This is a genomic window from Crossiella sp. NPDC003009 (genome assembly GCF_053591555.1).
The window spans coordinates 144,332-168,057 of record NZ_JBSFUA010000001.1 but is presented as its reverse complement, the minus strand read 5'-3'; the positions used below and the strand labels follow the sequence as shown (position 1 = coordinate 168,057).

The following is a 23,726-nucleotide window of genomic DNA, read 5'->3' as shown; positions in this document are numbered from 1 at the left end:
CGGAGCCAAATTGGGTCAAACGGCCGTCCAGGGCCACCGACCGGCCCAGTCGCGGAGTGTCGTGGTGCCGCGCCGGATCAGCGACGGGTCCATGGAGTCGGCGGTCACCACCGTGTAGGACCCGGCCACCCCAGCCGCCACCTCCGCGCCCAGGTGCGGGGTCATCAGCTCCCGGAACTCCTCGATCTCCGTTGTGCGCCAGCGCAGCTCGCGGCCCAGCACTGCCGAGAGCACCTGCTCGACCTGGAAGCCGGTGAGGTCTTCCGGGCCGCCGATCAGCTGGGCGGGCACGGGTTCGGTGAGCAGTTCGCCGATCGCGGTGGCCACGTCCTCGGCCGCCACCCACGGCAGGGCCAGCTCGGGTGGCAGCGGATGCCGGATCTCGTTGCCCGCCAACGTCCACGGGTCGGCGAGGACCTCGTTGTACAGGGCGGCGGGGCCGAGGACGGAGACCGTGGGGGCGAGCTTGGGCAGGTCGCGGATGAGGCGGTACCTGGCGTCCAGGAAGGGATGTCCGGTCTCGGTGCGCTGGATGCCGGCGCTGGTGTTGAAGATGACATGCTCAACCTTGTTGCCGGACAAGGCTTCCAGGATGGCGTCAGCCTGGGCGAGGATCACCTCGCTGAAGATGACCGGGAACTGCACGACCACCGCGTCGGCCCCGCGGTAGGCGGCGGCGAGGGATCCGGGGTCGGCCAGGTCGACGGGAGTGGGGTGCGCACCGGCGGGCGCGCGGTGCGGATTGCGGGCGAGGGCGCGGACTTCGTGGCCCTGGGCGAGGAGCTGGCGGACGACCGGTGCGCCCTGGAGGCCGGTGGCCCCGTGCACTGCGATGATCATGCCGGGGACGCTAGGCGCGGGCGGCCAACGGTACCCAGCAAGTGGCATAGTTTCGGTATGGCAACTGGGGTTGAGCAGGGAGTTTGCGGGCAGGCCCAGCCGGGGGCGGTGGAGCGGGCGCTGGGGGTGCTCACCGGGAAGTGGACCACGTTGCTGGTGCGCGAGCTGATGTGCGGGCCGCTGCGCTTCGGCGAGCTGCGGACCGCGCTGGGCAGTCCGAGCGCCAAGACGCTCACCGACCGGTTGCGGGCGCTGGAGTACGAGGGCGTGCTGACCCGCACGCTGTACCCGGAGATCCCGCCGAGGGTGGAGTACGAGCTCACCGAACGGGGCAGGGCGCTGTGGCCGGTACTGGTCGCGCTGCACGACTGGGGCAGCGAGCTGGCGGGTTAATGAGTTGCCGGGCTCCGGCCGCGCGCTGATGATCGGGCGGTGGAACCGCTAGCTGAGAACACCATCCGGGCGTCCTTCGCCAACTGCTCCAAGGGCGAGGCCAAGCGGCTCGCGCTGCCCGGGAAGCTGACCGAGATCGACTGGACCGAGCTGGACTTCCTCGGCTGGCGGGATCCGAAGGCCACCAACAACGGCTATGTCGTCTTCCCGCGCGCCGGCGAGGTGGTCGGGCTGGCGCTGGCGGCCACGCCGGGCCGGATCAAGCAGTCCATGTGCGCGTTCTGCCTCACCACGCACGGCACCGGCGATGTGGCGCTGTTCGCCGCGCGCCGGGCCGGGGCGGCCGGGAAGCTGGGCAACACCGTCGGCACCTACCTGTGCGCGGACCTGGCCTGCTCGCTGTACGTGCGCGGACGGCGCAAGCCCTCGGTGCCGAATCCGAAGGAGTCGCTGAGCACCGAGGAACGCGCGGAGCGGATGCTGGCCAATTTGAACCGGTTCGCCGACGAGGTGCTCGCGGAGTAGTTCAGTACTCCAGGATGTAGGCCCCGAATCCCATCTGCACGGCCGCGGTCACCGAGGTGTCGAGCACCCTGGTGGCGCGGTCGGGCCAGTCCGCGCCGGTGAGGGGTTCGCGCAGGAACTCCGCCAGCGTGCGGACCGTGTCGTGCAGGCGCTGGCGGCGCTCGTGGTAGCGGCCGATGGTGCGGTAGACCTCGGCCAGCTCCTCGGTCAGGCTGGTCAGGCCCTCGTGCAGCTCCCGGTTCGCCTGCTCGATATCGCCTGCGGCGCGGCGGGCCTGGCTGAGCTGGATCAGGCAGCTGGTGACCATGCGGTGCAGCAGCGAGGTGCCGATGGCGCTGTCGTCGCCGAGCGCGCGGCTGACCGCCAGGTCCCGTTCCCGGTAGGCCACGCACTCCTGGAAACGGCCCAGGTGGTAGTAGCCGCGGCCGATCGCCTCCAGAGCGGTGGTCAGGTCGTACAGCTCGCCGGAGCCCTCCAGCAGGGCCAGCGCGCGGTGCGCGGCCTCCAGTGCCTGCTCGTGCTCGCCGAGCCTGGTCAGGCTGGCCGCCTTGGCCACCAGCGCGCCCGCTTCGCCGATCGGGCAGCCGACCTGGCGGAACAGCTCCAGCGCGGCGGCGACCTCGGTGAGCGAGCCGGTCAGGTCGCGTTCCAGCTGGCGCACGCCGACCAGCTGCCGGTGGGTGTATGCCCTGGCCAGCAGGTCGCCCTCGGCCTCGAAGCAGGCCAGCGCCTGGGTCAGGTGTGCCCGCGCGGCCTCGTGCCTGCCCTCGTGCGCGGCGGCCCTGGCCAGGCCGCGGTAGGCGTAGCCCAGCAAGCTCTTGTCGTCGATCCGCTGGGCGGCGCGCAGCGAGATCCGGCTGACCGAGTCCAGGTCGCGCCAGTGCCCGCCCAGGTCGAAGAAGTGCCGGAGCCACCAGGTCAGCCGGCAGGCCTCGCGCTCGAAGCCGTCCGCGGCGGCCTGCTCGATCAGGTTGAGCAGCACGGCGTGCCGCTCGGCGAACCAGCGCAGCGCCTGCTGGTGGCCGGTGAAGGTGCGCGGCGAGACCATCGGGTCCGGCTCGTCCAGTGCCGGGCCGTCCTGGTGCCGGGAGATGGTCTGGGTGGCGGCGTAGGCGGCTTGCAGGTGGCATTGCAGGCCGCGGTGCCGGGCGGCCCGCTGCTCCTGCGGGCTGTCCTCGGCCAGCCGCAGCTCCTCGGCGTAGGCGCGCAGTAGCTCGTGCCAGCCGTACCAGGCGGGGCGGGGCTCGGTGATCAGGTGCGCGGCGGCCAGCTCGCGCAGCAGCGCCTGGGCGCGGGGCCGGGGCAGCCCGCCGAGGGTGGCGGCCACGTCCGGGCTCAGCTCCGGGCAGGGGTAGAGCGAGAGCAGCCGGAACAGCCTGGCCGCGGGCGCGGAGAGCGCCCGGTAGGACCAGGACAGCACGCTGCGCAGGTCGGTGTGGCCGTCGCCGCTGGTGAAGGCGTCCAGGCGGCCCTTGGCCCCGCCCAGTTCGGCGGCCAGCGCGGTCAGGCTGAAGCCGGGGTTGGCGGCCGCGCGCGCGGCGACCACGGCCAGTGCCAGCGGCAGCCTGCCGCAGGTGGCGATGATGTCCTCGACCGCGCCGGGTTCGGTGGCCAGCCGCCGCTGGCCGAGGCGCCTGGCCAGGAACTGCCTGGCCTCGGCCACCGAGAGCAGGTCCAGCGAGACGGTGTGCGCGGCGGTGCCCGCGACCAGTCCGGACAGCTCGACCCGGCTGGTCACCAGCACCTGGGAGCGGTTGCCGCCGGGCAGCAGCGGCAGCACCTGGGCGGTGTCGCGGGCGTTGTCCAGCAGGATCAGGCAGCGGCGCTCGGCCAGCACGGAGCGGTAGAGCGCGGTGCGCGCGTCCAGGCGGTCCGGCAGGTGCTGGGTGGGCACGCCGAGGGCGTCCAGGAAGCCCTGCACCGCCTCGCCCGGCGCGACCGCGGCGTCATCGGCCTCGAAGCCGCGCAGGTCCACGTAGAGCTGGCCGTCCGGGAACTGCCCGGTCAGCTCGTGCGCGCAGCGGACCGCGAAGCTGGTCTTGCCGACCCCCGGCATGCCGTGCACCACCGCCACGCCCGGCCGGCAGGTCGCCGAGCTGAGCCGGGCCACGGTGTCGGCGAGCTCGGCCTCCCGTCCGGTGAACACCGGCAGGTCGGCGGGCAGCTGGGCGGGCACCGCGGCGACGACCGGCGCGGCCGGGGCGGCCTTGCCGAGCAGGGCCGGGTCGGCGCGCTGTATGCGTTCGTGCAGGAAGCGCAGCGCGGGGCCGGGGTCCACGCCCAGCTCCTCGGCCAGGTTGTGCCGGACCCGCTCGAAGGCGGCCAGCGCCTCGGCCTGCCGCCCCGACCGGTACAGGCCGAGGATCAGCAGCTCCTGCAATCGTTCCCGCAGCGGCTGGGCGGCGGCCTCGGCGGCGAGCTGGTCGAGCAGGCCGGGGCAGCGGTCCAGGTCCAGCTCCAGTGCGGCCAGCTCCTCGACCACGGCCAGCCTGCGCTGGCGCAACCTGCCCCGTTCCCGGCTCGCCCAGTCGCTGTGCACATCGGCCAGCGCCTCGCCCTGCCATTCCGCGCGGGCCTCGTGCAGTGCCCGCGCGGCGGCGTCCTTATCGCGTGAAGAAATGGATTTCTCGAAGACCCGAAAGGCTTTCTGGAATCGGCCCAGATCGAAGTTGTCCTCCTCGACCCGCAGCGAATAGCCGCCGTTGGCAGAGATCAGCACCGGCTCGCCGCCGGCCACCTCCAGGGTCCGGCGCAGCCGGTGCACGTAGGTGCGGATGGTGCCGCGGGCGGCCCTGGGCTCGTCCGCGTCCCACACCGCGCGGACGATCTCCTCGATGGCCACCACCCGGCCCTTGGCCAGCAACAACACCGCCAGGGTCAAGCGCTGCTGGGGCGAGCCCAGTGGCAGGGCGGCCCCGTTGTGCCAGGCGCGCACCGGCCCCAGCACAGCGAATGACAGTCCCTGGCTCACTCAGCGTCCCCACTTTCGGCCAATGGCGATGCTAATACCCGGATAAACCTAACCGGCAATTGTGGTGCGCGGTCGCAATGAAAGCGCTATCACACCCCCGGCCAGACTCACCATCGCGCACACCAGCACCGAGATCCGCCAGCCCGCCAACAGCTCGTCAACAGGCGCGGCCGTCGAGCGCACGCTGAGCGCGAAGATCACGGTCACCCCGATGGCCGCGCCCAGGTAGCGCACGGTCTGGTTGAGCCCGCTGCCCAGCCCGGCCTTGGCCGGGGGCACGCTGGCCACCGCGGCCGCGCCGAGACTGGCGTTGGCCACTCCGGTGCCGATGCCGGTGACCAGCAGGCCGGGCAGCAGGTCGAGGCCGTGCGCGGTGGCCGAGGGCGCGAGCAGGGCGAGCATCCCGGCGGCGAGCAGGATCATGCCCAGACTCAGCCGGAGGTCGGGGCTGAGCCGGTGCAGCCGCCGCACCGCCAGCGCGGCCAGCACGCTGGCGCCGGACCAGACGGCCACCAGCACCGAGGCGGCGACCAGGCCGAGGCCCAGCGCCTGCTGCAGCACGATGGGCAGGAAGGACATCAGCGCGGTCACCCCCGCGCCCGCGCTGAACCCGGCCACGGTGGCCGAGACCAGCGCGCGGTCGCGGAACAGGCTCAGCTCGATCATGGGTTCGGCGGCCAGCGCCTGGCGCAGCAGGAACCCTGCCAGCAGCAGCACACCGCCGGTGAGCAGGCTGAGCGTGGCCGGGGCCAGCCAGCCGGTCCGGCCGAGGGTGAGCCCGGCCAGCAGCGCGCCGAGTCCGGCGGCCAGCAGCAGCACGCCGGGCAGGTCGAGGCGGCGGCGCTGCCCGGATCGGGACTCGGTGAGCCCGCGGGCGGCCGGCACCAGCGCCGCGGCGGCCAGCGCCAGCAGCCAGTACATCGCCCGCCAGTCCAGGTAGTGGGCGATCACCGCGGTCAGCAGCGGGCCGATGGTCAGGCCGAGGCTCAGGCTGGCGCCCCAGCGGCCCATCGCCCGCATCCGCAGCGGTCCGGGCGGGGCGGCGTGCCCGATCAGCGCCAGCCCGCAGGCCACCACCGCGGCCCCGCCGATCCCGGCCAGCACCCGGCCGAGCACGAACAGCCAGGTCACCGGGGCCAGCGCGGAGAGCACGCAGGCCAGCAGCAGCACCACCGCGCCCGCGCTGAACACCCGGCGGCGGCCCAGGTCATCGGCGAACGCTGGACCCCGCTGATCCTGCGCGACTGCTTCCTGGGCTTGCGCCGCTTCACCGACCTGCACCGGCACCTCGGCCTGCCCCGCGCGGTGCTCGCCGCCCGGCTGGAGTCGCTGGTGGCCGCGGGTGTGCTGGAGCGCAGGGAGTACCAGCCGGGGCGAGCGGAGTACCTGCTCACCGAACGCGGGCTGGAGCTGTGGCCGGTGCTGACCGCGATGGCCCGCTGGGGGAACAAGCACCTCTCCCCCGACGGCCCGCCCGCCCTGCTGCGGCACACCGTCTGCGGCCAGGACCTCACCCCCGGCGAACCCTGCCCGGCCTGCTCAGTCGTCCCGCGGGTGGCCGAGACCGAGTTCCGCTACGGCCCCGGCCGCGCGCGCACCGCCGACCCCGATCCAGTGGAGGACGCGCTGCGCGAAGGCCACCTGCTGCTGGACCCCCTGCCCTGACCAGGGGTCCGAGCGCAACCCCCGACTCGCCTCGTCCGGAAGAAGGAAGCCGCACCGCAGAACGGATGGACCGTGGCAGACATTTGATCAGCACCATTGACCTGCGATGACACACTCGTCAGTCTTCTGGGTGACCCACGACCGGGCGATAGTCCGTTCACCAACCCTGCGGTGAGCAGCCCGGTCGGCGGGGCCTTGAAGGAGCCACCACGTGCATCCGCTCAACCGTGCTCTCGCGGTGTTCTCAGCCGCCGCCCTGTCCACCCTGACCGCGGCCACCGCCATGGCCGAGCCCGCCTACCAGGCGCCCCTGTCGCTGGCCACTGCCTCGGCGACCACCCAGCCCATCGCGGACACCTACATCGTGGTGACCGACCCGGCCAAGGCCAGGGGCCGCAGCCTGACCACCGCGCTGGACATCAAGCCCGCGGCCGAGTTCAGCGCCGCGGTCACCGGCTTCTCCGCCAAGCTCACCCCCGGCCAGCTGCGCCAGCTGCGGCGCGACCCGGCGGTCAAGAGCATCGAGCAGGACGTGCTGGTCACCGACGCGCTGGAGGCCACCCAACTGAACCCGCCGTCCTGGGGCATCGACCGGGTCGACCAGCGCGACCTGCCGCTGTCGAAGAGCTTCACCTACAACGCCACCGGCGCCGGGGTGCACGCCTACATCATCGACACCGGCATCACGCCCTCGCACGCCGACTTCGAGGGCCGGGCCACCTTCGACCACAACGCCATCGACACCAACAACACCGACTGCCAGGGCCACGGCACGCACGTGGCGGGCACCATCGGCTCGAAGACCTACGGCGTGGCCAAGAAGGTCAGCCTGCACGGCGTGAAGGTGATGAACTGCTCCGGCAGCGCCACCGCCACCTCGATGCTGAACGGCGTCAACTGGGTCACCCAGAACGCGAAGAAGCCCGCGGTGGCCAACACCTCGTGGAACTTCACCCACAGCGCGGCGCTGGAGACCGCGATCCGCAACATGATCTCCTCCGGCGTCTTCCTGGCCACCTCGGCCGGCAACACCGGCGGCAACTCCTGTGACCGCCTGCCGCGCAAGGTGGAGACCGCGACCGTGGTCGCCTCCTCGGAGATCACCGACGCCCGCTCCTCCTTCTCCAGCACCGGCGCCTGCGTCGACCTCTACGCCCCCGGCAGCAACATCATCTCCACCGTGCGCACCGGCGGCAGCGGCTCGATGAGCGGCACCTCGATGGCCACCCCGCACGTGGCCGGCGTGGCCGCGCTGTACAAGGCCCGCTTCGGTGACGCGCCCTCGGCCACCGTGCACAACTGGCTGAACACCAACGCGACCCCGAACAAGGTCTCCGGTGGCACCACCGGCGGCACCGTCAACCGGCTGCTGTTCTCCGCCGGCCTCTGAGCCACCCCGCGAGCCCCGCTGCCGGATCTCCTTCCGGTGGCGGGGCTCCGCCCTGTCCTCACGTAACGTGTCGCCATGAGCGCGGACAGCGGCGAGCAGCCGCAGGTGGCCAACACGGTCTCCGGCCCGGTGCACGGCGCGGCGGTGCAGGCCGGGGTGGTGCACGGCGGCGTGCACGTCAACGCCGCTCCCGCACTGGCCGCGGTGGACGAGCTGGCCACCGCCTTCAGCTCCCGGTCCGCGCTGCGCCAGCTGATGACCGACCTGGAAGCGGTGCACCGGGACTACCTGCTGATGTTCGACAAGGCCCTGGAGCTGACCCCGGACGCCTGGCAGCACGGCATGGCGCACTTCCCGGACCAGGTGCGCGCGGCGGCGAACCTGCTGCGGCGGCTGCGGCTGGAGTTCGAGCCGGTGCGGGTGCGGGTGCACGCGGTGGCGCACGCCTTCAGCGACGCCACCCTGACCGAGCCGGAACGCGCGTTCGCGGTGGCGGTGCTCAAGTACTTCCCCACCGGCGAGATCCAGCGCAGCGCGGTGCACCAGCTCAAGACCTCGGGCACCGCGGTGCTGGACCGGTTCTACGCCTCGCTGGACGGCGAGCTGGGCCAGGAGCTGAGCAGCCTGATCGAGGAGACCGTGGAGTTCCACCGGCAGCGCTGGCGGGTGGTCTGCCAGGCCTACGCGGCGTTGCAGACGGCATGATCGATCCCTTTGCCGCGCCGTACTTCTCGCGCGCGCTGACCGCGGCGGCCGCGTTGCGGGAAGCGCCGGGCCGGGGCCGGATCGGCGAGTTCGAGGTGGTCGGCGAGCTGGCCGAGGCGGTGCTGGTGACCCGGCGCGCGGACCGGAACCTGGTGGTGCTCAAGGGTTTCACCGTGCGCACCCCGGAGTCGCTGGCCCGGCGCGAGGCCGAGGCGCTGCGGATGCTGCGGTTCGGCTTCGGCGGCATCCTGCCGATCGAGCAGACCGTGGGCGACCCCGGCGGCCCGCTGCACTACCTGTGCCTGCCCCACTGCCCCGGCGGCAGCCTGCGCGACCGGCTCGCGGCCGGGCTCGACCCGGCGGAGCTGGCCTACCACGGGCTGGCGCTGGCCTGCGCGCTGCGCCGGTTGCACCGGGAAGGGGTGGTACACGGCGATGTCAAGCCGGAGAACGTGCTCTTCGCGCACGAGGACGGCTGGCACACGGTCCTCGCGGACCTGGAAACCCTGGCCGAGACGGGCGGGCCGACCAGCTGGCGGCTGACCGAGGGCTATGCCGCGCCGGAGCAGATCGCCGGTGCGCCGGCGGATCCGGCAATGGACGTCTGGGCCTGGGGCCGGACCCTGCGCGACGGCCCGATCGGCTGGGACTGGCTGGCGAAGCTGGTGGAGCGCGCACTGACCGAGGACCCCTCCGCCCGCCCGGACACCGCCGAGATCATCGACTGCTTCGGGCAGCACCTGGGTTTTGGCGACGAGCACACCAGTTTCCTGGGCGCTGACCCCGGTCTGACCCGGTATCCGCTGGCTGCTTTGCTGCCCCAGCTGGACTCCTGGCCGCGCCGGGGCGAAGTGGCGGAGGTACGGCTGTCCCTGGGCTGGGCGGCCTGGCTGCCGGAATGCCACCAGCTCTACCAGCTGCACACCGTGCCCGCGCTGCTGCGGATCGAGGAGCTGAGCGGCCGCGCGCTGGCCGATCCGGCGCTGCCCGGCGGGATCGCGCCGAGCTTGCACTGCCTGCGGGTCAAGGCTTTGGTGGAGCTGCTGGAGATCACCGGCGAGCCCGCGGACGCCGAACGCCTGCGCGCGGCGGCACTGGCCTGGGAGCGGCTGGGGGCCTTCGAGCAGGAGCTGGACACCGCGCTGCTGGCCCAGTCCTGGCTGATGCTGGACGATCCGCCGCGCGCGCTGCCGTATGTCCGGCGGTCCTTCGCCGCGGACCGGGAGAGCCCCTCCGCGCTGGCCGCGATGCGGTTGTACTACCTGGTCAGCGGCGAGCACGGGACGGCGGCCACGGTGGCGGCGCAGCCGGTGCGCACCGAGGATCCCGGGATGACCCTGCGCTGGCTGCTGCTCCAGGTGACCGATCTGCTGGACGCCGGGCAGTACGCGGAGCTGGACCGGCTGCTGGCCGAGCTCGCCGGGCTGCGCACCGACCTGGTCGCGCTGGCCGGCTGCGTGCTGGCCGGCCGGCGTGGCCCGGTCGCGCCGGATGCGGGGTGGCAGGCGCTGCGCGAGTTCTTCCGCACGATCAGCAGCACCACCACGGTGAAGAAGCTCAGCCTGCTCGCCGAAGCCGCCTTCCAACGCGGCGAACTGGCCTACGCGAGCAGCCGCGCCGACATCGCCCGCCGCCGCCCGGTGACCAGGATCCCGGTCAACCACCGCGACCGCGCGGTGCTGGAAGCCGTTGCCCGCCAACAAGATCCGGCCGACCGCTCACTGTTCGCCAGGCTGCGCAACCGGGCCGAGCTGTGGGTGGCCGACGGCCGCCCGGCGGACCCGCTGCTCGGCCTGGACCTGCTCACCGCGCACCGCCGGTCCGCGCACCTGCCCCCCGAGGCCCGAGAGTTGCTGGCACACAGCGGTTCCCCGTCCGCGGAGCTGCTGGCCGGCACCCGGTACTGCGGCAACTGCCGGACCGGCGGCCCACTCGCCGAACTGGCCGTCTGCGGCTGCTGCCACCGCACGCTGTGCCTGCGCTGCACCGGCCAGTCCTGTTCCTGCGGCGGCGACCTGATCAGCCCCTGACCCACTCGGCCAGCTCCGCGGCCACCACCTCCGGCGCGGGCATCGCGCGCAGTTCCGCGCGCACCGCGGCCGCCTCGGCCCGCAGCCCGGCGTCGGTGAGCAACCGGTTCAGCAGCGGCGCATCCAGCTCGTCCTCCGCCGCGGACAGGCCCACGCCGCGCTCGCGGACGGCGTCGGCGTTGACGTAGCGGTCCGCCCCGCTGGGCAGCACGAGCTGCGGCACCCCGGCATCCAGCGCGGTCATGGTGCTACCCGCGCCGCCGTGGTGCACGATCGCCGCGCAGGTCGGCAGCAGCGCGTTGAGCGGCAGCCAGCCCGGGGCGCGCACGTTGGCCGGCAGCGCACCCAGCTCCACCGCGCCCAGCGCGAGCACGAACTCGGCGTCCATCTCCCCGGCCAGCGCCAGCACTCGCTCCACCGGCCCGATTCCGCTGTCCCCCGGCGCGACGGTGCCCAGCGTGACCGCGATCCGCGGCCGGTCCACCGGCTCGCTCAGCCAGTCCGGCGCCGGCTCGGACCCGTTGTAAGGCACGTACCGCAGCAACCGACCGGCTGGACCCGGCACCATGCTGGGCGGCGCGACATCCAGGACCGTGCGCCGCTGCGGCAGTTCCGCACCGTGCCGCTGGAACACATCGGCCAGCAGCTCCCGCATCAGCTCCGCCATGCCGGTGGCCCGCACCAGCCCGAAGTTGTGCTCCGCCAACGGAATCCCCAGCGCCCCCGCGCACACCAGCCCGGCGTGCTGGGCCTGGGACTGCACCACCAGGCCGGGCCGCCACTCGCGCGCCAGCTCGAGCACCCCGTCCACCAGCGCCCGCACCAGCACACTGATCGGCCGGGCCATCTCCCGCAGGTCCCTGATCCGCCCGGTCAGCATCGCCCGCACCGCCTCCGGCTCCGCCGCCCGCACCCGCTCGACCAGCGCGGCCCTGGTCAGCCCCGGCGCGACATCGGCCACCGGCAACCCGGACTGCCGCACCGCCAGGCCCTCCCCCGCGGTCGCCACCAGCACCTCGTGCCCAGCCGCGACAAAGGCTCTGGCCAGCGACACCACCGGGAACGCGTGCCCGGCACCGTTGGAGGTCACGAACAGCACTCGCATGGCCCGCAGATTATCTTCGCCCCGATGTCGAGACCGCCGCTCCGGCTCCGACCAGCTCGTGACACCGCTGGACCACGAGAGAGGCGACCATGGACTTCGACCGCCACCACACCGAGATCCGCACCCAGACCGAGCTGCTGGCCGAGCTGGCCGGGGCGGACCTGCACGCGCCGGTGCCGTCCTGCCCCGGCTGGACCCTGGGCATGCTGGTGCGGCACCTCGGCGGCGGCCACCGCTGGGCCGCCGAGATCGTGCGCACCAGGGCGACCGGGTTCCGGCCGGATGACCAGGTGCGCGAGCTTGACGGCGACGACTCCGGCTCGTTCCCGCTGGACTGGCTGGTCGAGGGGGCCGAGGAACTGGCAGGGGCGCTGCGCGCGGCCGGGCCGGCGGCCGAGGTGTGGGCGCCGCTGGCCGGTGGCGGCACGCGGTTCTGGGCGCGGCGGTTCGCACACGAGACGGTGATCCACCGGGCCGACGCGACCCTGGCCGCCGGGACCCGGTTCGAGCTGACCCCGGAGGTCGCGCTGGACGCGGTGGACGAGTGGCTGATGCTCGACGCGCTGCCTCAGCACTTCGAGCACAACCCCGGCAAACGGGAACTACTCGCCCCCGGCCGCACGTTGTCCTTCGCCGCCACCGACGCCGAGGCCGCCTGGTTCATCGACCTCACCGGCGAGGTGATCGTCTCCGGGCGGGGCCACCGGGCGGCCGCGGTGTCGGTGCGGGCCCCGCTGACCGACCTGCTGCTGGTGCTGTACCGGCGCAAGCCGGTGCGGGACGACGGAATCGAGATCCACGGAGATCGCGAGCTGCTGGAGTTCTGGCTGACCCACATCGGCTTCGGCTGAGCTCAACCGGCCAGCAGCGAGTCCAGCCCGTGCCGCCGCTCGCCGAGCACCCGCTCGGCGAGCCGGGCCTCCAGCTCAGGAGAGAAGTCCCGGCGGCCGACCGCGCGCTGGGTGTCCTCCGCCACCAGCTCGCCGTTGATGCCGGCCCCCGCGACCATGCCGGCCGCCGCCGCGACGACCACGCTGGCCGACAGGTCGGTCACGTTGCCCGCCGCCCACACCCCTGGCACCGAGGTCTGGCCCCGGCCGTCGGTCTGCACGTGCTCGCCCATCGGGTGCGGCACCACCTTGAGCCCCAGCTCGGCGAGGAACCCGGCGCGGGCCAGGAACCGCGGCAGCACCGCGATCGCCCGCCTCGGCACCACCCGGCCGTCGGCCAGCCGCACCCCGGACACCCGGTCCCCGGTGATCTCCAGCCCGGTCACCTCGCCGTCCACCACCGCGATCTCCCGTGCGGCCAGCCGCGCGCGGTCCTCGGCGGTCAGCTCGGGCGCGGTGTGCCGGAACAGCACCACGTCCTGGCTCCACTGCCGCAGCAGCAGCGTCATGTGCATGACGTTCGGCCCGGAGCCCAGCACGCCGATCGGCTGGTCCCGCACCTCCCAGCCGTGGCAGTACGGGCAGTGCAGCACATCGCGTCCCCACCGCTCCCGCACCCCGGCCACCTCCGGCAGCTCATCGGTCAGCCCGGTGGTCACCAGCAGCCGCCGCGCCCGCACCCGCTGCCCGTCCGCCGTCGACACCTCGAACCCCTCCCCGGTCCGCCGCGCCGAGGTGACGGTCCCGGCCCGCACCTCACCGCCGTACCCCCGCACCTCCGCCACTCCGGCCCGCACCAGCTCCGCGGGCGGCAGCCCATCCCGGGTGAGGAACCCGTGCACCCCGCTCGCGGGCGCGTTGCGCGGCTCCCCCGCGTCCAGCACCAGCACCTTGCGCCGCGCGCGGGCCAGCGTCAGCGCGCCGGAGAGCCCAGCGGCCCCACCACCGATTACCAGGACATCCACGTTGTCAGTCATGGCCCCACCATGCGCTCAGCCCCGAAAACTTGGCAAAGTTCGTTGCTGATTTGGCAATTTGGGGGTTAAGGGTAGAGTCAAGCCACTACAACCGAACACGCTGGCGAACCCGGCCAGTCCGGAAACGGAGCTCGCTTGAGCACTCTGACCCGCCACACCGGTTTCGCCGAAGCCCGGGAGAACGCCAGCCGCGTCGAGCGGGGGCAGCAGCTGCGCGCAGCGCGCACGGTCGCCTGCCACGCCACCGACGACCAGGACCAGCACGACCTGCTGGCCATGCTGGGCCTGCCAATCCCGGAGGTAGCGGTCAAGCACTGACCGCCGCACCGGGCACCGCCTGTCAACCTTCGGCGGTGTCCCGGTGCCAGCGGCTCCTCGCGGAGCCGCCCCCCACTGCGCCTAGTCGGGCCGGCCTACCTGGGTGTTGGACAGGTCGAGGCCGATCGCGAAGTCCGCGGTGTAGCCGGTTCCGGCCTGCTGCGGGCGCAGCAGCATCTGGGCGCCACCGTTGCGGTAGATCGAGTCCCGGTTGTTGGTGGTGTCCGCCGGTCCCCGCCGACGGTACGGCTCGGTCCGCAGATAAGCCGCGCCGAACTCGGGCGTGAAGTACAGCTGCGAGGTGAACTCGTACGGCCGGCCGTTGGTTCCGACGGTGCGAATCTTGATGTGGATGTGCAGCGTCCGACCCGAGTACCAGCCCGGCAGAATGGTGATGAACCGCGCCGCGCCCGCCTGGTCGGTGTTCTGGTAACCGCGCAGGAACCGGCGGCCGGAGCTGCCCTGGGACGGGATGTCGGAGTACAGCCCGAACGCGTCACACTGCCAGAGGTCGACCATCGCGTTCGGCAGCGGCGTGCACTGCTGCTGACGAATCTGCTGGACGGTGAAGTTGATGGTCAGCGCGGTGCCGGGCACCAGCTGGCCGGTGGATGGCTCGGTGCGGATATCGGAGCGGTTGAGCCGCTCGTCGACGAAGTAAGGGCCCTCCATCTGCTCTGGTTTGACCACACAGTCCAGCGTGCAGACCTCGGGCGCGCCTGCGGCGGATGTGGTGGCACTGGCCATGGTGGATCCCGCGACCGTGAGTGTGGCACCCGCGGCACCGAGCAGAATCAACGCCTGTCGCCTGCCAAGTACCCGGCCGACTGGCTCATCGTCGTCATGCATGGGATTTCCTTTGGGTGGGAGCAGGGAAAATGAGCGCGACAGGGATCAATTTGCAGGAAGTCGCGCTCATCCTATTTTCCAGCACTACCCGCCTTCCGTCGAGAAAGTTCACTCCCATGCATCATAAGACGAATCCATAATGTTGTTGTAGATCGAACTACTGAACCGCCACCGGTGAAAAAGGGCGGCAACCCGCGCCGCTGCGCGCCCAGGCGACGCAGGTGCGGCAGGCCGAGGGTGGTGACCGCCGCACCGCCGTCCAGGGTGGCGAAAGCGATGACGTGTCCGCGGTCACGGAATGCCGTGGCCAGCGGGATCAGCGGTAGCCCGTTAACCGAGTTGAGCGAATGTGACCCGACTGTGCAACGGCTGTCTTCTACCTCTACCAGCGCGATGCCGGTCTGACCGACGAGCGGATCTTCACCATCCAGAGCATCTCCTACGTGTTCTTCTGCGTGCTGGAAATTCCCACCGGCGCACTGGCCGACCGGTTCGAATACCGCCATTTCCTGCTCGCCGGGGCCGGCACTCTGCTGGTGGCGCTGGCGAACTCGCTGGTCTCCGGTGCGGGCAGTGCCTATTTGTACGAATACTTGGCGCGTTCGGGCCGGCCGGAGCGCTATCGGCAGGCCGAGGGCAACGCGCGTGCGGCCAGCCTGATCGGGCGGGTGGCCTGCCACTGGTCTGCTCCCTGGTCGTGCTCGCGCTCGGCGCCTACCTCTCCGCCGGGGCGTTGGACCTGTTCCTCCTGCACCTGGCCATCGGCACGGTCGTGCTGATGGCGGTGCCGGCCGTATTCCTCCGCCGCGCGCACCGCCGGGCCGCCGCGGAGACCGTGACCGAAGGAAGCGTTCGATGAAGAAGATCCTCTACGTCTACGTCAAGGGTGGCGCACCGCTGGAGCACGTGTTCCCGCGCATCGCCGGCTGCGGTGAGCTGCACGTGCTCGCGCTGATGCCGTTGCCGGAGACCGCCGAGGCGGACTGGCGGCCCGCCTGCACCTCGATCACCGAGCTGACCACCGATGCCCGTGGCGAAGCCCTGGTCGACCTGGTCACCGCGCACGCCAGGGAGCTGGGCGCGGGCGCGGTGCTGTCCATGTCGGAGTTCGCGGTGCTGCTGGTGGCCAAGGTCGCCGAGCGGCTCGGCCTGCGCGGCGGCGGCCCCGGCCTGGTCACCGCGCGGGACAAGCGGCTGATGCGGGAGACCTGGGCGCGCGCCGGGGTGCCGATCCCCCGGTTCCGCCGGGTGGACTCCGAGGCCGGCCTGGCCGCGGCGATGACCGAGCTGACCCCGCCGCTGCTGCTCAAGCCCGCCTGGGGCGCGGGTTCGGTGGCACAGCTGGTGTTGCACACCCCCGAGGACGTGGCCCCGGCCTGGCGGCAGGTGGCCGAGGCCCTGGAACTGGGCCACCAGGTCGGCATGAACGAGCTGTACGCGCCGGAGACCGACCGGGATCTGCTGGTGGAGGAGATCCTGGCCGGGTCGACCGAGGGCTGGTACCCGGAACCGGGCTACGGCGACTACGTCAGCGTCGAGGGCATCGTGGCCGACGGGGTCTACCACCCGCTGTGCATCACCGGGAAGCTGCCGGCGATCCCGCCGTTCACCGAGGTCGCCTCCACCATGCCGAGCACACTGCCCGAGCCGGTGCAGCGGCACCTGGAGGACATCTCCCGCCGCGCGGTGGACGCGCTGGACCTGGGCACCTGCGGCACGCACACCGAGATCAAGCTCGGCCCGGACGGCTTCGGCGCGGTGATCGAGACCGGCGCCCGGTTCGCCGGGCTGATGGTGACCAAGCAGATCGAGGAGGTCTTCGGCCTCGACCCGATCGCGATGCTGGTCCGCGAGCTGCTCGGCGAGCCGGTGGACTACCCGGCGGCGATGCTAGTGGCGGGCAAGCGGGCGGCGGCCTCGCTGGCGGTCATCCCGACCGACGCGCAGGGCACGCCCTGGTCGGGCACCCCGCGCTGGCGGCCCGGCGCGGTGGACTGGTCCGCGCTGCTCTCCCCCGGCACCACGGCCGAGCCGGTGCGGGCCTTCGCCATGCCCGAGGGCGAGCCGGTGCCGGTCTACGACCCCTCCGGCGGCTCCCGCAACTGGCTGGGCGTGTTCCTGGTGACCGCGGAGGACGCCGAGACGCTGCGCCGGGACTGCAACGCGGTGCTCAACGGACTGGAGGCCGCGCTGCCCGCGAGCGACCGGTCCGGTCTGCCAGCGGCGAGCTAGGCCGGTTCCCAGTCCACGACCACCAGGCCCTTGGTGGACGTGGACTGGTCCTCCCGCCAGGACACCTCGGTCATCGGGTCGACGTGCGCGCGGTGCGCGCCGGGGTGTCCGGCCGGACGGGCGCACTCCAGCACGCCGTCGACCTCGTCGAGCCATCGGGCACGGCCGGCGCAACGCGCGCCGTCAGGACTGGTTGTCATGACGCCGGAGTACCCACTAGTTGTCACCCGGCAAACGTCCTCTGTGGACAGGCCTGGCAGCTAGCGGCCAGCACTCCCCCACCTGGGCGAAGCGCTGGCTAGCCTGCCGCGCATGCGCCTTCGGACCTGGCCCGTCGCGGCCCTGCTGGCCCTGACCGCTGGTTGCGGCGCGCCGCAACCGCAGCCGGACCTGCTGCTGGAGTACGTGCAGGCGCCCTCGGTCAAGAACGACACCATCGGCCACCTGCGCGCCGGGAGCACGCCGGCGGACCGGCTGGCCAACTTCGCCTCCCACCGGCGGCGGCACCTGGACGCGGTGCTCTTCCGCGCCACCCTCTGCCCGACGAGCGCGAACTGCCACCCGATCGGCGCGGCCAGCGCGGCGATCCGGGAGACCGTCGGCGCGCCCGCGCGGATCTTCGAGCGCCGGATACTGGTGCGGCGCGCCGACGGCGAGATGGAGCTGCTGAAGCTCTACGTCGTGGAGGCGCCAGGCGGCGCGAAGACGGTGGTCGACACCAAAGGCCAGACCTACGGCGGCGACCTGGCGGAGTTCCGGCGGCACAACGCGCTGCTCACCGCCGGGGACCTCATCCGCGCGCCGCGCGACCTCGCCGAGGCGCCCAGCGGGGAGGGCCCGGTCGAGGTGGTCACGGTCAGCGGCTCCACGGCTCCGGTGGTGCTGCGGTGGGTGCTGGTCGGCACCGCGCTGCTGGTCCTGCTCGCAGGCGGTGCCGTGGTGGTGCTGCTGGTCCGCCGGGGCCGGCGGCCGCCAGTGGCCTAGACCGAGGCCTCCAGCGCGGCGGTCACCGTCGGGAACACCCCGATCAGCCGGTCCAGCGCGGTGACGTGCAGCGGGCGCAGCACGGCGGCGCTGGTAGTCACCACGCGCAGGTCGGTGCGGCCGGCCTGCTGGTGCGTCTCGGCCAGCGCGGCCAGGCCGCTGGAGCCGAAGAAGTCGACCTCGGTGAGGTCCAGCACGATGGCCGGCGGTTCCGTGGCGAGCACCTCTTTGAGGGTTTTCCGCAGGTCGGGAGTGGTGAGCATGTCCACTTCGCCGACCAGGGTGAGTACCACGCCCTCCGGGTGGCTGACCACGGTGACGGTCATCGGCGCGGCGGCTGCGGCGGTGGGCGTGTGGTCCTGCGGGGTGGCGCTGCTCATGCTCGGCCCTTTCCACGGTGCGCTACGACGATCATCTGCCCTTCAGCCTTACCCGATCGGGTCGCCGCCGAACCGCCGCCTCTTCGGTGTGCGTGGCCGCGCCCAGCAGGGTGCGGTAACCGCTTGCAAAACTGCCGGTCTGGTTTTCACCACTCGATCGTGTGACAGCGTGGCGGATGGCGGAATGTCGACAGCGACCTGCGGTTTGTCTGGTGACCAACGCAAACTTCCGTGGAATGCCGACAGTTCTTGCTATGACACAACACAATTTTGCGGAGGACTGACAGTCTCCCCGATCAGCCGATCGTCAATGGACGCGGGCGCGAGTTTCCTGGAAGCGCAGGCACACCATCCCTGGGGAGGACTGTCGTGGTGCAGCACGCCGCGATTCTCGGCGGCGGGATGGGCGGGATGCTGGCCGCCTTCGCCGTCGCGCCACACGCGGAAACCGTGACCGTGGTCGAGCAGGACAGCTTCATCGCAGACCCGGTGCCGCGCCGGGGCGCGCCGCAGGCCAGGCACACCCACGCGCTGGTTTCCGCTGGCGCGCGGGCGATCGAGGCGCTGGTGCCGGGGGTGCTGGCCGAGCTGTACGCGGCGGGCGCGCAGCACCTCAACATGCCCGGCCGCTACCTCGGCCTGACCTCCCGCGGCTGGTTCCCGCGCTATGAGGGCAGGCAGTTCCTGGTGGGCGCGAGCCGCTCGCTGCTGGAGTCCACGCTGCGCGGGCGGCTGCGCGAGCTGCCCAACGTGACCATCGCCGGCCGGTCCGAAGTCGTTGGCCTGCGCGGAGATCCGGCCGGGATCACCGGTGTGCGCACCCGAAGACCGGACTCCGGCGAGCACACCGAGCTGGCCGCGGACCTGGTCATCGACGCCACCGGCCGCCGTTCCCGGGCCACGAACTGGTTGACCGAGCTGGGTTTCCCGCCAGTCCGACAGTCCATTGTGGACCCCGGCATCTTCTACGTCACCGCGGTCTTCCAGGCCCCGCCCGAAGCGGTCCCCGACTTCCCGGCGATCACCGTGCAGAGCAGCCCGCGACCGGACAACCCGGTGCGCCGCAACGGAACCCTGGTCCCGATCGAGCGGGACCAGTGGATGATCACCCTCTCCGGCGGCCCCGGCAGCAGGCCCAGCACCGATCCGGACGGCTTCCACGACTTCGCCGCGCGGCTGCCGCACCCGGTGCTGGCCGACCTGATCGCCGCCGCCACCCCGCTGTGCCAGCCCTTCGGCTTCCGCGCCGACGCCAACCGCCGCCGCCACTTCGACCGCCTCAGCCCCGCGCCGCACGGTTTCGCCGTGCTCGGCGACGCCTACGCCACCTTCAACCCGATCTACGGCCACGGCATGTCCGCCGCTGCCCTGTCCGCACTGGCCGTACGCACCCAGCTGGCCCGCCGCAAGCTGGACACCCGCGCCCTGCAACGCGCCATCACCCAGGCCAGCGCGAACGCCTGGGACATGGCCGCGGGCCAGGACCAGAGGCACGCAGGCGCCGCCTCCGGCCGGATCGAGGCCTTCTTCGACCGCCTGGGCGAGTGGATCTCCGCCGCGGGCGCGCACAGCAGGGCCATCGCCGACACCCAGGTCGACATCTTCAACCTCATCGCCCCACCCAGCAGCCTGCTCAGCCCCAGGGTGCTCTGGCACGCCGCCCGCGCCGGCACCGGCCCGGCCAGGCTGACCCCGCCGTTCACCGCGGCCGAGGCCAGGGTGCTGGGCAGCAGGCAGCGGTAGGGTTGACCGGATTTCGTGCCGGCAGAAGGAGGTCCAGGTGCGGCAAGGACGTTTCCGGCTCGGTCGGGGCCCAGCCGCCGCGACCTCCATCGTGATCGGCGCCGCGGCCAGCGCGGGCATCAACATCGCCACCAACAGCCCCGGCTGGGCGATCATCACCGGCGTGGCCCTGGTGGTGCTGGTGTGGGCGGGGCTGGAGTGGTGGCGGGCCAGCGGCAAGGAAACCGAGGCGCGGGTGCGGGTGGACCAGCGTGCGGAACGGGTCAGCGGCGAGGTGGTGGGCGCGAGCGGCCTGCCCGCGGGCGCGGGGCTGACGGTCAGCCAGGAGATCACCGAGGTCGGCGAGGGTGGCTCGGTGACCGGCTACCACGAGCCCCGGCGGTGAGGACGCACTCGGGCCTCAGCGGTCCGATTGTTCCGCTGCGTGTCCACTTCACTACTTCGTGTGATTGTCCAGGCGGTCGAACAGCACCTGAGCGGCCCTCGCGTTTGTGGCCGTGAGCTGCGTAAACGCTCTCTCGCCGAGTCAAACCCCCGGCCGCCGACACTCCCACCAATCACGGCTTGGTTACGAGCCGACCTGGCGCGCGGCCCGTACGGTCCCGTTCCAGCCGGGCTCACGTCCGGTTGACAGCACAACCGGGAGACCGAAGCGCCACGTTCCTGTCCGGTAGGTCTCCGGGCCAGCGAAGCCGAGTGAAAGCCAACCCGCTGGACAGGAACGCGACGCCGCTGATGTGGCGCTGACGGTGCGGCGGGCCCGAGACAAAGATGTCTGCTCAGTGGAACAAGCACTGCCAGGCGGCTGGCCTGGCCGCCGCCGCGATCGCCGCGCTGACCGTTCTGGGGTCGGGCACGGCACAGGCGGCTCCCAGTGTGGACTGGGACCGTATCGCACAGTGTGAGAGTGGCCGGAACTGGTCCACCAACACCGGCAACGGCTACTACGGCGGCCTGCAGTTCAATCCGGGCACCTGGAGGTCCAACGGCGGCACCGGCAGAGCGGATCAAGCCTCCCGCGAGGAGCAGATCCGGGTGGCGGAGAACGTGTTGCGCAGCCAGGGAATCGGCGCCTGGGGACGGTGCGGCCGCCGGGCAACCGGTGCCGCGCCCAAGCCACGGACACCGGCACCGGCACCGAGGTCGACCGTGGCCCGCGCACCGGTCACGGTGACGGCGCCGGCCGAACCCACCACGGGGTCGACCAGCAACCCGGATGGCGACTACACCATCCAGGCCGGTGACACCCTGGCCGGCATCGCCGAGCAGCTCGGCATCGAGGGAGGCTGGCAGGCGCTGGTGGAGAAGAACCGCCAGTTCCTCACCACGCCGGGGCTGATCTTCCCCGGCCACAAGATCGCCACGAAGTAGGCGAAGGCCCGGGTGGCGCTGCTCATCGGCGCCACCCGGGTCCAGGCGTGGCCTTGGCAACCTGGAGGGCCACCGCGGGGCCATACAGGTGTGGAATGGCTACTGGTGCTCGCGTTCGTCCCGCTGGTGGCGCTGATCTTGGTGGCGTGCCGGCTCAACGGGCGTCGTCAGGCCGGGCTGGCTCGGCTGGCGCGGTTCGGGTGGCGGTACGACGTCGGGCGGACACCTCTCTGTTGCACAACCGCTTCGGCGGGATGAACGCGCCACTGCCCGGCAGGCCGACCGGTGAACTGGTGCACGGCAACCATCGCGGACGACCGTTCCTGGCCTTGGCCACCGATGAGGGCACGGTCGAGTACCCGTCACGGCAGGTGGTCGTGACGCTGCCCCTGCCCGCGCCTTGCCCGCCGTTGCTGGTGCGGCGGCGGGGCTGGCTGCGGGGCGGTTACTCGCCCATCCCGCGACATGGGCGGTGGTGCACCACATCGGGTCGAACGAGCTCATGGTGTGGCACCAGGGGAACTTCGAGGCGTGGGAAGTGTGCTGGCTGGTCGACTACGCGAACGGTCTGCTCGACCAGGTGCTGCGGGCTCCGTGGCAGCCGGCGTCCTGACGCAGGCGAAACTGCTTGCCGCCAATGGATCGCCGGTACCGCGGTAGCGCGGCCAGGACGGGGACTCACAGAGCGGGCGGGTCCGGCCGAGCGCGCCGGGGTTCTTGTCGGTGACCACCGGATCCCGGGGCGCTCTGCCGTGTTCGACCCACCGTTCCAGTGCGCCGAGGGAGTCCCAGCCGGCCATGAACGCCGGAGTCACGTTGGCGTGGTTGGCTCCTGGCACCAGGTAGAAGCGGGCGAAGCGGCGCACCGCGTGCTCGCCCATCCGCTGCCGCACCCGGTCGAAGTAGTCCACTGTGGACCGATGGCTGACCAGCTCGTCCGCGGTGCCGTGCAACAGGATCAGCTTGCCGCCGGTGCGGGCGAAGCGGCTCAGGTCGGGATTGTTGACCTCCTGCAAGGCGGAGAGCTCGCTGATCCGCTGCTGCCAGCGGCCGGGGTGGCTGGGGTCGACGGCGAGGGGGTTGTGGGCCGGGTCCCTGGTGACGAAGTGGCGGATCCACTGGTCCCAGAACTGCACGCCGTAGCCGCTGGTCTTGGGCATCGGGTTGGCGGGGGCGTGGGTGCCCATGCCGAGCAGGGCGGTGGTCATGCTCGCGCCGGAGAGGAACGGGAAGCCGGGGTAGCCGGTTTCGCCGCTGGCCAGGGGGTACGGCCAGCGCAGCGGGGCGGAGAGGGCACGCACGGCGTGGATCTGCTTGTCGGACAGGCAGAAGTCGCCGAGGTCGGCGCCACTGGGGCAGCGCAGGGTGTGCGGGTCGAAGTGGCAGGCCGCTTCATTGGCGATGACGCCGTCGGTGAGGCCGTCCGCGGGGTCGCAGGTGGTGCGCACGGCGCGGTGCAGCAGCGCCTGTTTGGCCGGGCCGGGGAACGCGCCGGGCTGGGACAGGACCTGGGCCTGGTGGCCGAAGAACAGGTTGAGGCTGGCGGCGTTCCAGGCCGGGTAGACGGAGATGACGCCGTCGAAGTCAGCGGGCCAGCGCTGGGCGACGGCCAGGGCTTCCCGGCCGCCGGTGGAGCCGCCCGCGAAGTAGCTGTGCACTGGCCTGGCTCCACGGTAGTGGCGGGCGATGATGTGCAGGGCGGCGTCGCGGGTCTTCTTCAGCGCCTCGCCCGCGAAGTTGCGCACGGCCTCGTCGTTGTGGCCGAAGGAGCCGTCCAGGGACCGGGCGGGCTGGAAGTCCGGGGCCGCTTGGTGGCCGGAGTCGCCGGCGAAGGTGGCGTAGCCCTGGGCGAGCGGGCCGGGCTGGTCAGCGGGGCCGAAGGGCACGGCGCCCGCGATGTCGGGGATGGTGCCGTTGTAGCCGCCACCGCCGAACATCATCGCCTTGCGGTTCCAGCGGACCGGCAGGCCGAGGTGGAGGCGGATCTCCGGCGCGCCGGGGTCGACCGGGCGCACCGCGGCCGCCACCCGGCAGTACCCGGCCGCCTGGCCGGCTGTCGTGACCACGCCGCCTGAGCTGGGCAGGCCAATGGCGGCGGCGGGGATCCGCAGGCCGGTCAGGCCCGTGCAGGGCGTGGTTGCCGACTGAGCACCCGGCGGCGGCGCGGCGGTGGTCAGCAGGAGCGTGAGCAGGCCAATGGTGAGTGTTCGCATCGCCACCTCCCTGGGGGCCCTCACGGTAGGCAGCCGGATCTCCGGCGCACCATGTGGCCGCGGCACCGAATCGCCGTCGCCGAGGTGTGGCCGGACGCCATCCGGGCGGACCGGCCACCGCAAACGATCGGCAAATGGCATCCGC

The 23,726-nt window shown here is 72.4% G+C and carries 24 protein-coding genes; 14 read left to right on the top strand and 10 right to left on the bottom strand.

What is annotated here, in order from left to right; translation table 11 throughout:
* Positions 1-15: 15 nt before the first annotated feature.
* Complete coding sequence (locus tag ACWDY5_RS00825; RefSeq protein ID WP_449720282.1) at positions 16-840, bottom strand: SDR family oxidoreductase; 825 nt, start codon at positions 838-840, stop codon at positions 16-18.
* 57 nt (positions 841-897) lie between these two features.
* On the opposite strand from ACWDY5_RS00825, the gene ACWDY5_RS00820 reads away from it, so the two are divergent.
* Together ACWDY5_RS00820 and ACWDY5_RS00815 are read left to right on the top strand one after the other, a co-directional pair.
* The gene (locus tag ACWDY5_RS00820; protein WP_449720281.1) at positions 898-1,233 is read left to right on the top strand and encodes a winged helix-turn-helix transcriptional regulator; all 336 of its coding nucleotides are present in this window, start codon (positions 898-900) and stop codon (positions 1,231-1,233) included.
* Between the two features lie 39 nt (positions 1,234-1,272).
* Entirely contained in the window at positions 1,273-1,758 is a 486-nt protein-coding gene (locus ACWDY5_RS00815) for an FBP domain-containing protein (protein ID WP_449720280.1), read from the top strand.
* A 1-nt stretch (position 1,759) separates the two neighbouring features.
* Here ACWDY5_RS00815 and ACWDY5_RS00810 read toward each other — a convergent pair whose 3' ends face one another.
* Both ACWDY5_RS00810 and ACWDY5_RS00805 read right to left on the bottom strand, forming a co-directional pair.
* The gene (locus ACWDY5_RS00810; RefSeq protein ID WP_449720279.1) at positions 1,760-4,729 is read right to left on the bottom strand and encodes a BTAD domain-containing putative transcriptional regulator; all 2,970 of its coding nucleotides are present in this window, start codon (positions 4,727-4,729) and stop codon (positions 1,760-1,762) included.
* Positions 4,730-4,777: 48 nt separating this feature from the next.
* Positions 4,778-6,010, bottom strand: a complete 1,233-nt coding sequence (locus ACWDY5_RS00805; protein WP_449720278.1) for an MFS transporter — start codon at positions 6,008-6,010, stop codon at positions 4,778-4,780.
* Here ACWDY5_RS00805 and ACWDY5_RS00800 point away from each other — a divergent pair.
* The 4 genes from ACWDY5_RS00800 (at position 5,987) to ACWDY5_RS00785 (ending at position 10,519) form a co-directional block, all read left to right on the top strand.
* Positions 5,987-6,394, top strand: coding sequence for a winged helix-turn-helix transcriptional regulator (locus tag ACWDY5_RS00800; RefSeq protein WP_449720277.1), 408 nt, complete (start codon positions 5,987-5,989; stop codon positions 6,392-6,394). The genes ACWDY5_RS00805 and ACWDY5_RS00800 overlap by 24 nt on opposite strands.
* A 211-nt stretch (positions 6,395-6,605) precedes the next feature.
* Positions 6,606-7,784, top strand: a complete 1,179-nt coding sequence (locus ACWDY5_RS00795) for a S8 family serine peptidase (protein ID WP_449720276.1) — start codon at positions 6,606-6,608, stop codon at positions 7,782-7,784.
* Between the two features lie 75 nt (positions 7,785-7,859).
* Positions 7,860-8,489, top strand: coding sequence for a hypothetical protein (locus ACWDY5_RS00790; protein WP_449720275.1), 630 nt, complete (start codon positions 7,860-7,862; stop codon positions 8,487-8,489).
* On the top strand, positions 8,486-10,519 hold the full coding sequence (locus tag ACWDY5_RS00785; protein WP_449720274.1) for a serine/threonine protein kinase: 2,034 nt from the start codon (positions 8,486-8,488) through the stop codon (positions 10,517-10,519). Before ACWDY5_RS00790 ends, ACWDY5_RS00785 begins: the two co-directional genes overlap by 4 nt.
* Here ACWDY5_RS00785 and ACWDY5_RS00780 read toward each other — a convergent pair.
* Positions 10,509-11,624 carry a nucleotide disphospho-sugar-binding domain-containing protein gene (locus tag ACWDY5_RS00780; RefSeq protein ID WP_449720273.1) on the bottom strand — a complete coding sequence of 372 codons (1,116 nt, stop codon included), beginning with the start codon at positions 11,622-11,624 and terminating at the stop codon, positions 10,509-10,511. The genes ACWDY5_RS00785 and ACWDY5_RS00780 overlap by 11 nt on opposite strands.
* 89 nt (positions 11,625-11,713) lie before the next feature.
* Here ACWDY5_RS00780 and ACWDY5_RS00775 point away from each other — a divergent pair, with 89 nt between their 5' ends.
* Entirely contained in the window at positions 11,714-12,475 is a 762-nt protein-coding gene (locus ACWDY5_RS00775; RefSeq protein ID WP_449720272.1) for a maleylpyruvate isomerase family mycothiol-dependent enzyme, read from the top strand.
* A 2-nt stretch (positions 12,476-12,477) separates the two neighbouring features.
* On the opposite strand, the gene ACWDY5_RS00770 is transcribed toward ACWDY5_RS00775, so the two are convergent.
* Entirely contained in the window at positions 12,478-13,491 is a 1,014-nt protein-coding gene (locus ACWDY5_RS00770) for an NAD(P)/FAD-dependent oxidoreductase (RefSeq protein WP_449720271.1), read from the bottom strand.
* A 135-nt stretch (positions 13,492-13,626) separates the two neighbouring features.
* On the opposite strand from ACWDY5_RS00770, the gene ACWDY5_RS00765 reads away from it, so the two are divergent.
* Positions 13,627-13,809: a hypothetical protein gene (locus ACWDY5_RS00765; protein ID WP_252478631.1), complete on the top strand. Its 183-nt coding sequence runs from the start codon at positions 13,627-13,629 to the stop codon at positions 13,807-13,809.
* An 81-nt stretch (positions 13,810-13,890) separates the two neighbouring features.
* On the opposite strand, the gene ACWDY5_RS00760 is transcribed toward ACWDY5_RS00765, so the two are convergent.
* Together ACWDY5_RS00760 and ACWDY5_RS00755 are read right to left on the bottom strand one after the other, a co-directional pair.
* Positions 13,891-14,556 (bottom strand): dioxygenase family protein, encoded by a 666-nt coding sequence (locus tag ACWDY5_RS00760; protein WP_449720270.1) that lies wholly within the window; start codon positions 14,554-14,556, stop codon positions 13,891-13,893.
* Between the two features lie 173 nt (positions 14,557-14,729).
* The gene (locus tag ACWDY5_RS00755) at positions 14,730-15,164 is read right to left on the bottom strand and encodes a hypothetical protein (RefSeq protein ID WP_449720269.1); all 435 of its coding nucleotides are present in this window, start codon (positions 15,162-15,164) and stop codon (positions 14,730-14,732) included.
* A gap of 191 nt (positions 15,165-15,355) precedes the next feature.
* On the opposite strand from ACWDY5_RS00755, the gene ACWDY5_RS00750 reads away from it, so the two are divergent.
* Together ACWDY5_RS00750 and ACWDY5_RS00745 are read left to right on the top strand one after the other, a co-directional pair.
* Positions 15,356-15,517 carry a hypothetical protein gene (locus ACWDY5_RS00750; protein WP_449720268.1) on the top strand — a complete coding sequence of 54 codons (162 nt, stop codon included), beginning with the start codon at positions 15,356-15,358 and terminating at the stop codon, positions 15,515-15,517.
* On the top strand, positions 15,514-16,890 hold the full coding sequence (locus tag ACWDY5_RS00745) for an ATP-grasp domain-containing protein (protein ID WP_449720267.1): 1,377 nt from the start codon (positions 15,514-15,516) through the stop codon (positions 16,888-16,890). Before ACWDY5_RS00750 ends, ACWDY5_RS00745 begins: the two co-directional genes overlap by 4 nt.
* On the opposite strand, the gene ACWDY5_RS00740 is transcribed toward ACWDY5_RS00745, so the two are convergent.
* Positions 16,887-17,090, bottom strand: a complete 204-nt coding sequence (locus ACWDY5_RS00740) for a hypothetical protein (RefSeq protein ID WP_449720266.1) — start codon at positions 17,088-17,090, stop codon at positions 16,887-16,889. The genes ACWDY5_RS00745 and ACWDY5_RS00740 overlap by 4 nt on opposite strands.
* Before the next feature lie 112 nt (positions 17,091-17,202).
* Here ACWDY5_RS00740 and ACWDY5_RS00735 point away from each other — a divergent pair, with 112 nt between their 5' ends.
* On the top strand, positions 17,203-17,874 hold the full coding sequence (locus ACWDY5_RS00735) for a hypothetical protein (RefSeq protein WP_449720265.1): 672 nt from the start codon (positions 17,203-17,205) through the stop codon (positions 17,872-17,874).
* Here ACWDY5_RS00735 and ACWDY5_RS00730 read toward each other — a convergent pair.
* Complete coding sequence (locus tag ACWDY5_RS00730; protein WP_449720264.1) at positions 17,871-18,254, bottom strand: STAS domain-containing protein; 384 nt, start codon at positions 18,252-18,254, stop codon at positions 17,871-17,873. The genes ACWDY5_RS00735 and ACWDY5_RS00730 overlap by 4 nt on opposite strands.
* Positions 18,255-18,623: 369 nt before the next feature.
* Between ACWDY5_RS00730 and ACWDY5_RS00725 the strand changes: the two genes are divergently transcribed.
* From ACWDY5_RS00725 to ACWDY5_RS00715, 3 genes are all read left to right on the top strand, one after another.
* The gene (locus tag ACWDY5_RS00725) at positions 18,624-19,997 is read left to right on the top strand and encodes an FAD-dependent oxidoreductase (RefSeq protein WP_449720263.1); all 1,374 of its coding nucleotides are present in this window, start codon (positions 18,624-18,626) and stop codon (positions 19,995-19,997) included.
* Positions 19,998-20,034: 37 nt separating this feature from the next.
* On the top strand, positions 20,035-20,382 hold the full coding sequence (locus ACWDY5_RS00720; protein WP_449720262.1) for a hypothetical protein: 348 nt from the start codon (positions 20,035-20,037) through the stop codon (positions 20,380-20,382).
* A gap of 386 nt (positions 20,383-20,768) precedes the next feature.
* The gene (locus tag ACWDY5_RS00715; RefSeq protein WP_449720261.1) at positions 20,769-21,368 is read left to right on the top strand and encodes a transglycosylase family protein; all 600 of its coding nucleotides are present in this window, start codon (positions 20,769-20,771) and stop codon (positions 21,366-21,368) included.
* A gap of 500 nt (positions 21,369-21,868) precedes the next feature.
* On the opposite strand, the gene ACWDY5_RS00710 is transcribed toward ACWDY5_RS00715, so the two are convergent.
* Entirely contained in the window at positions 21,869-23,581 is a 1,713-nt protein-coding gene (locus tag ACWDY5_RS00710; protein WP_449720260.1) for a tannase/feruloyl esterase family alpha/beta hydrolase, read from the bottom strand.
* Positions 23,582-23,726: the final 145 nt, after the last annotated feature.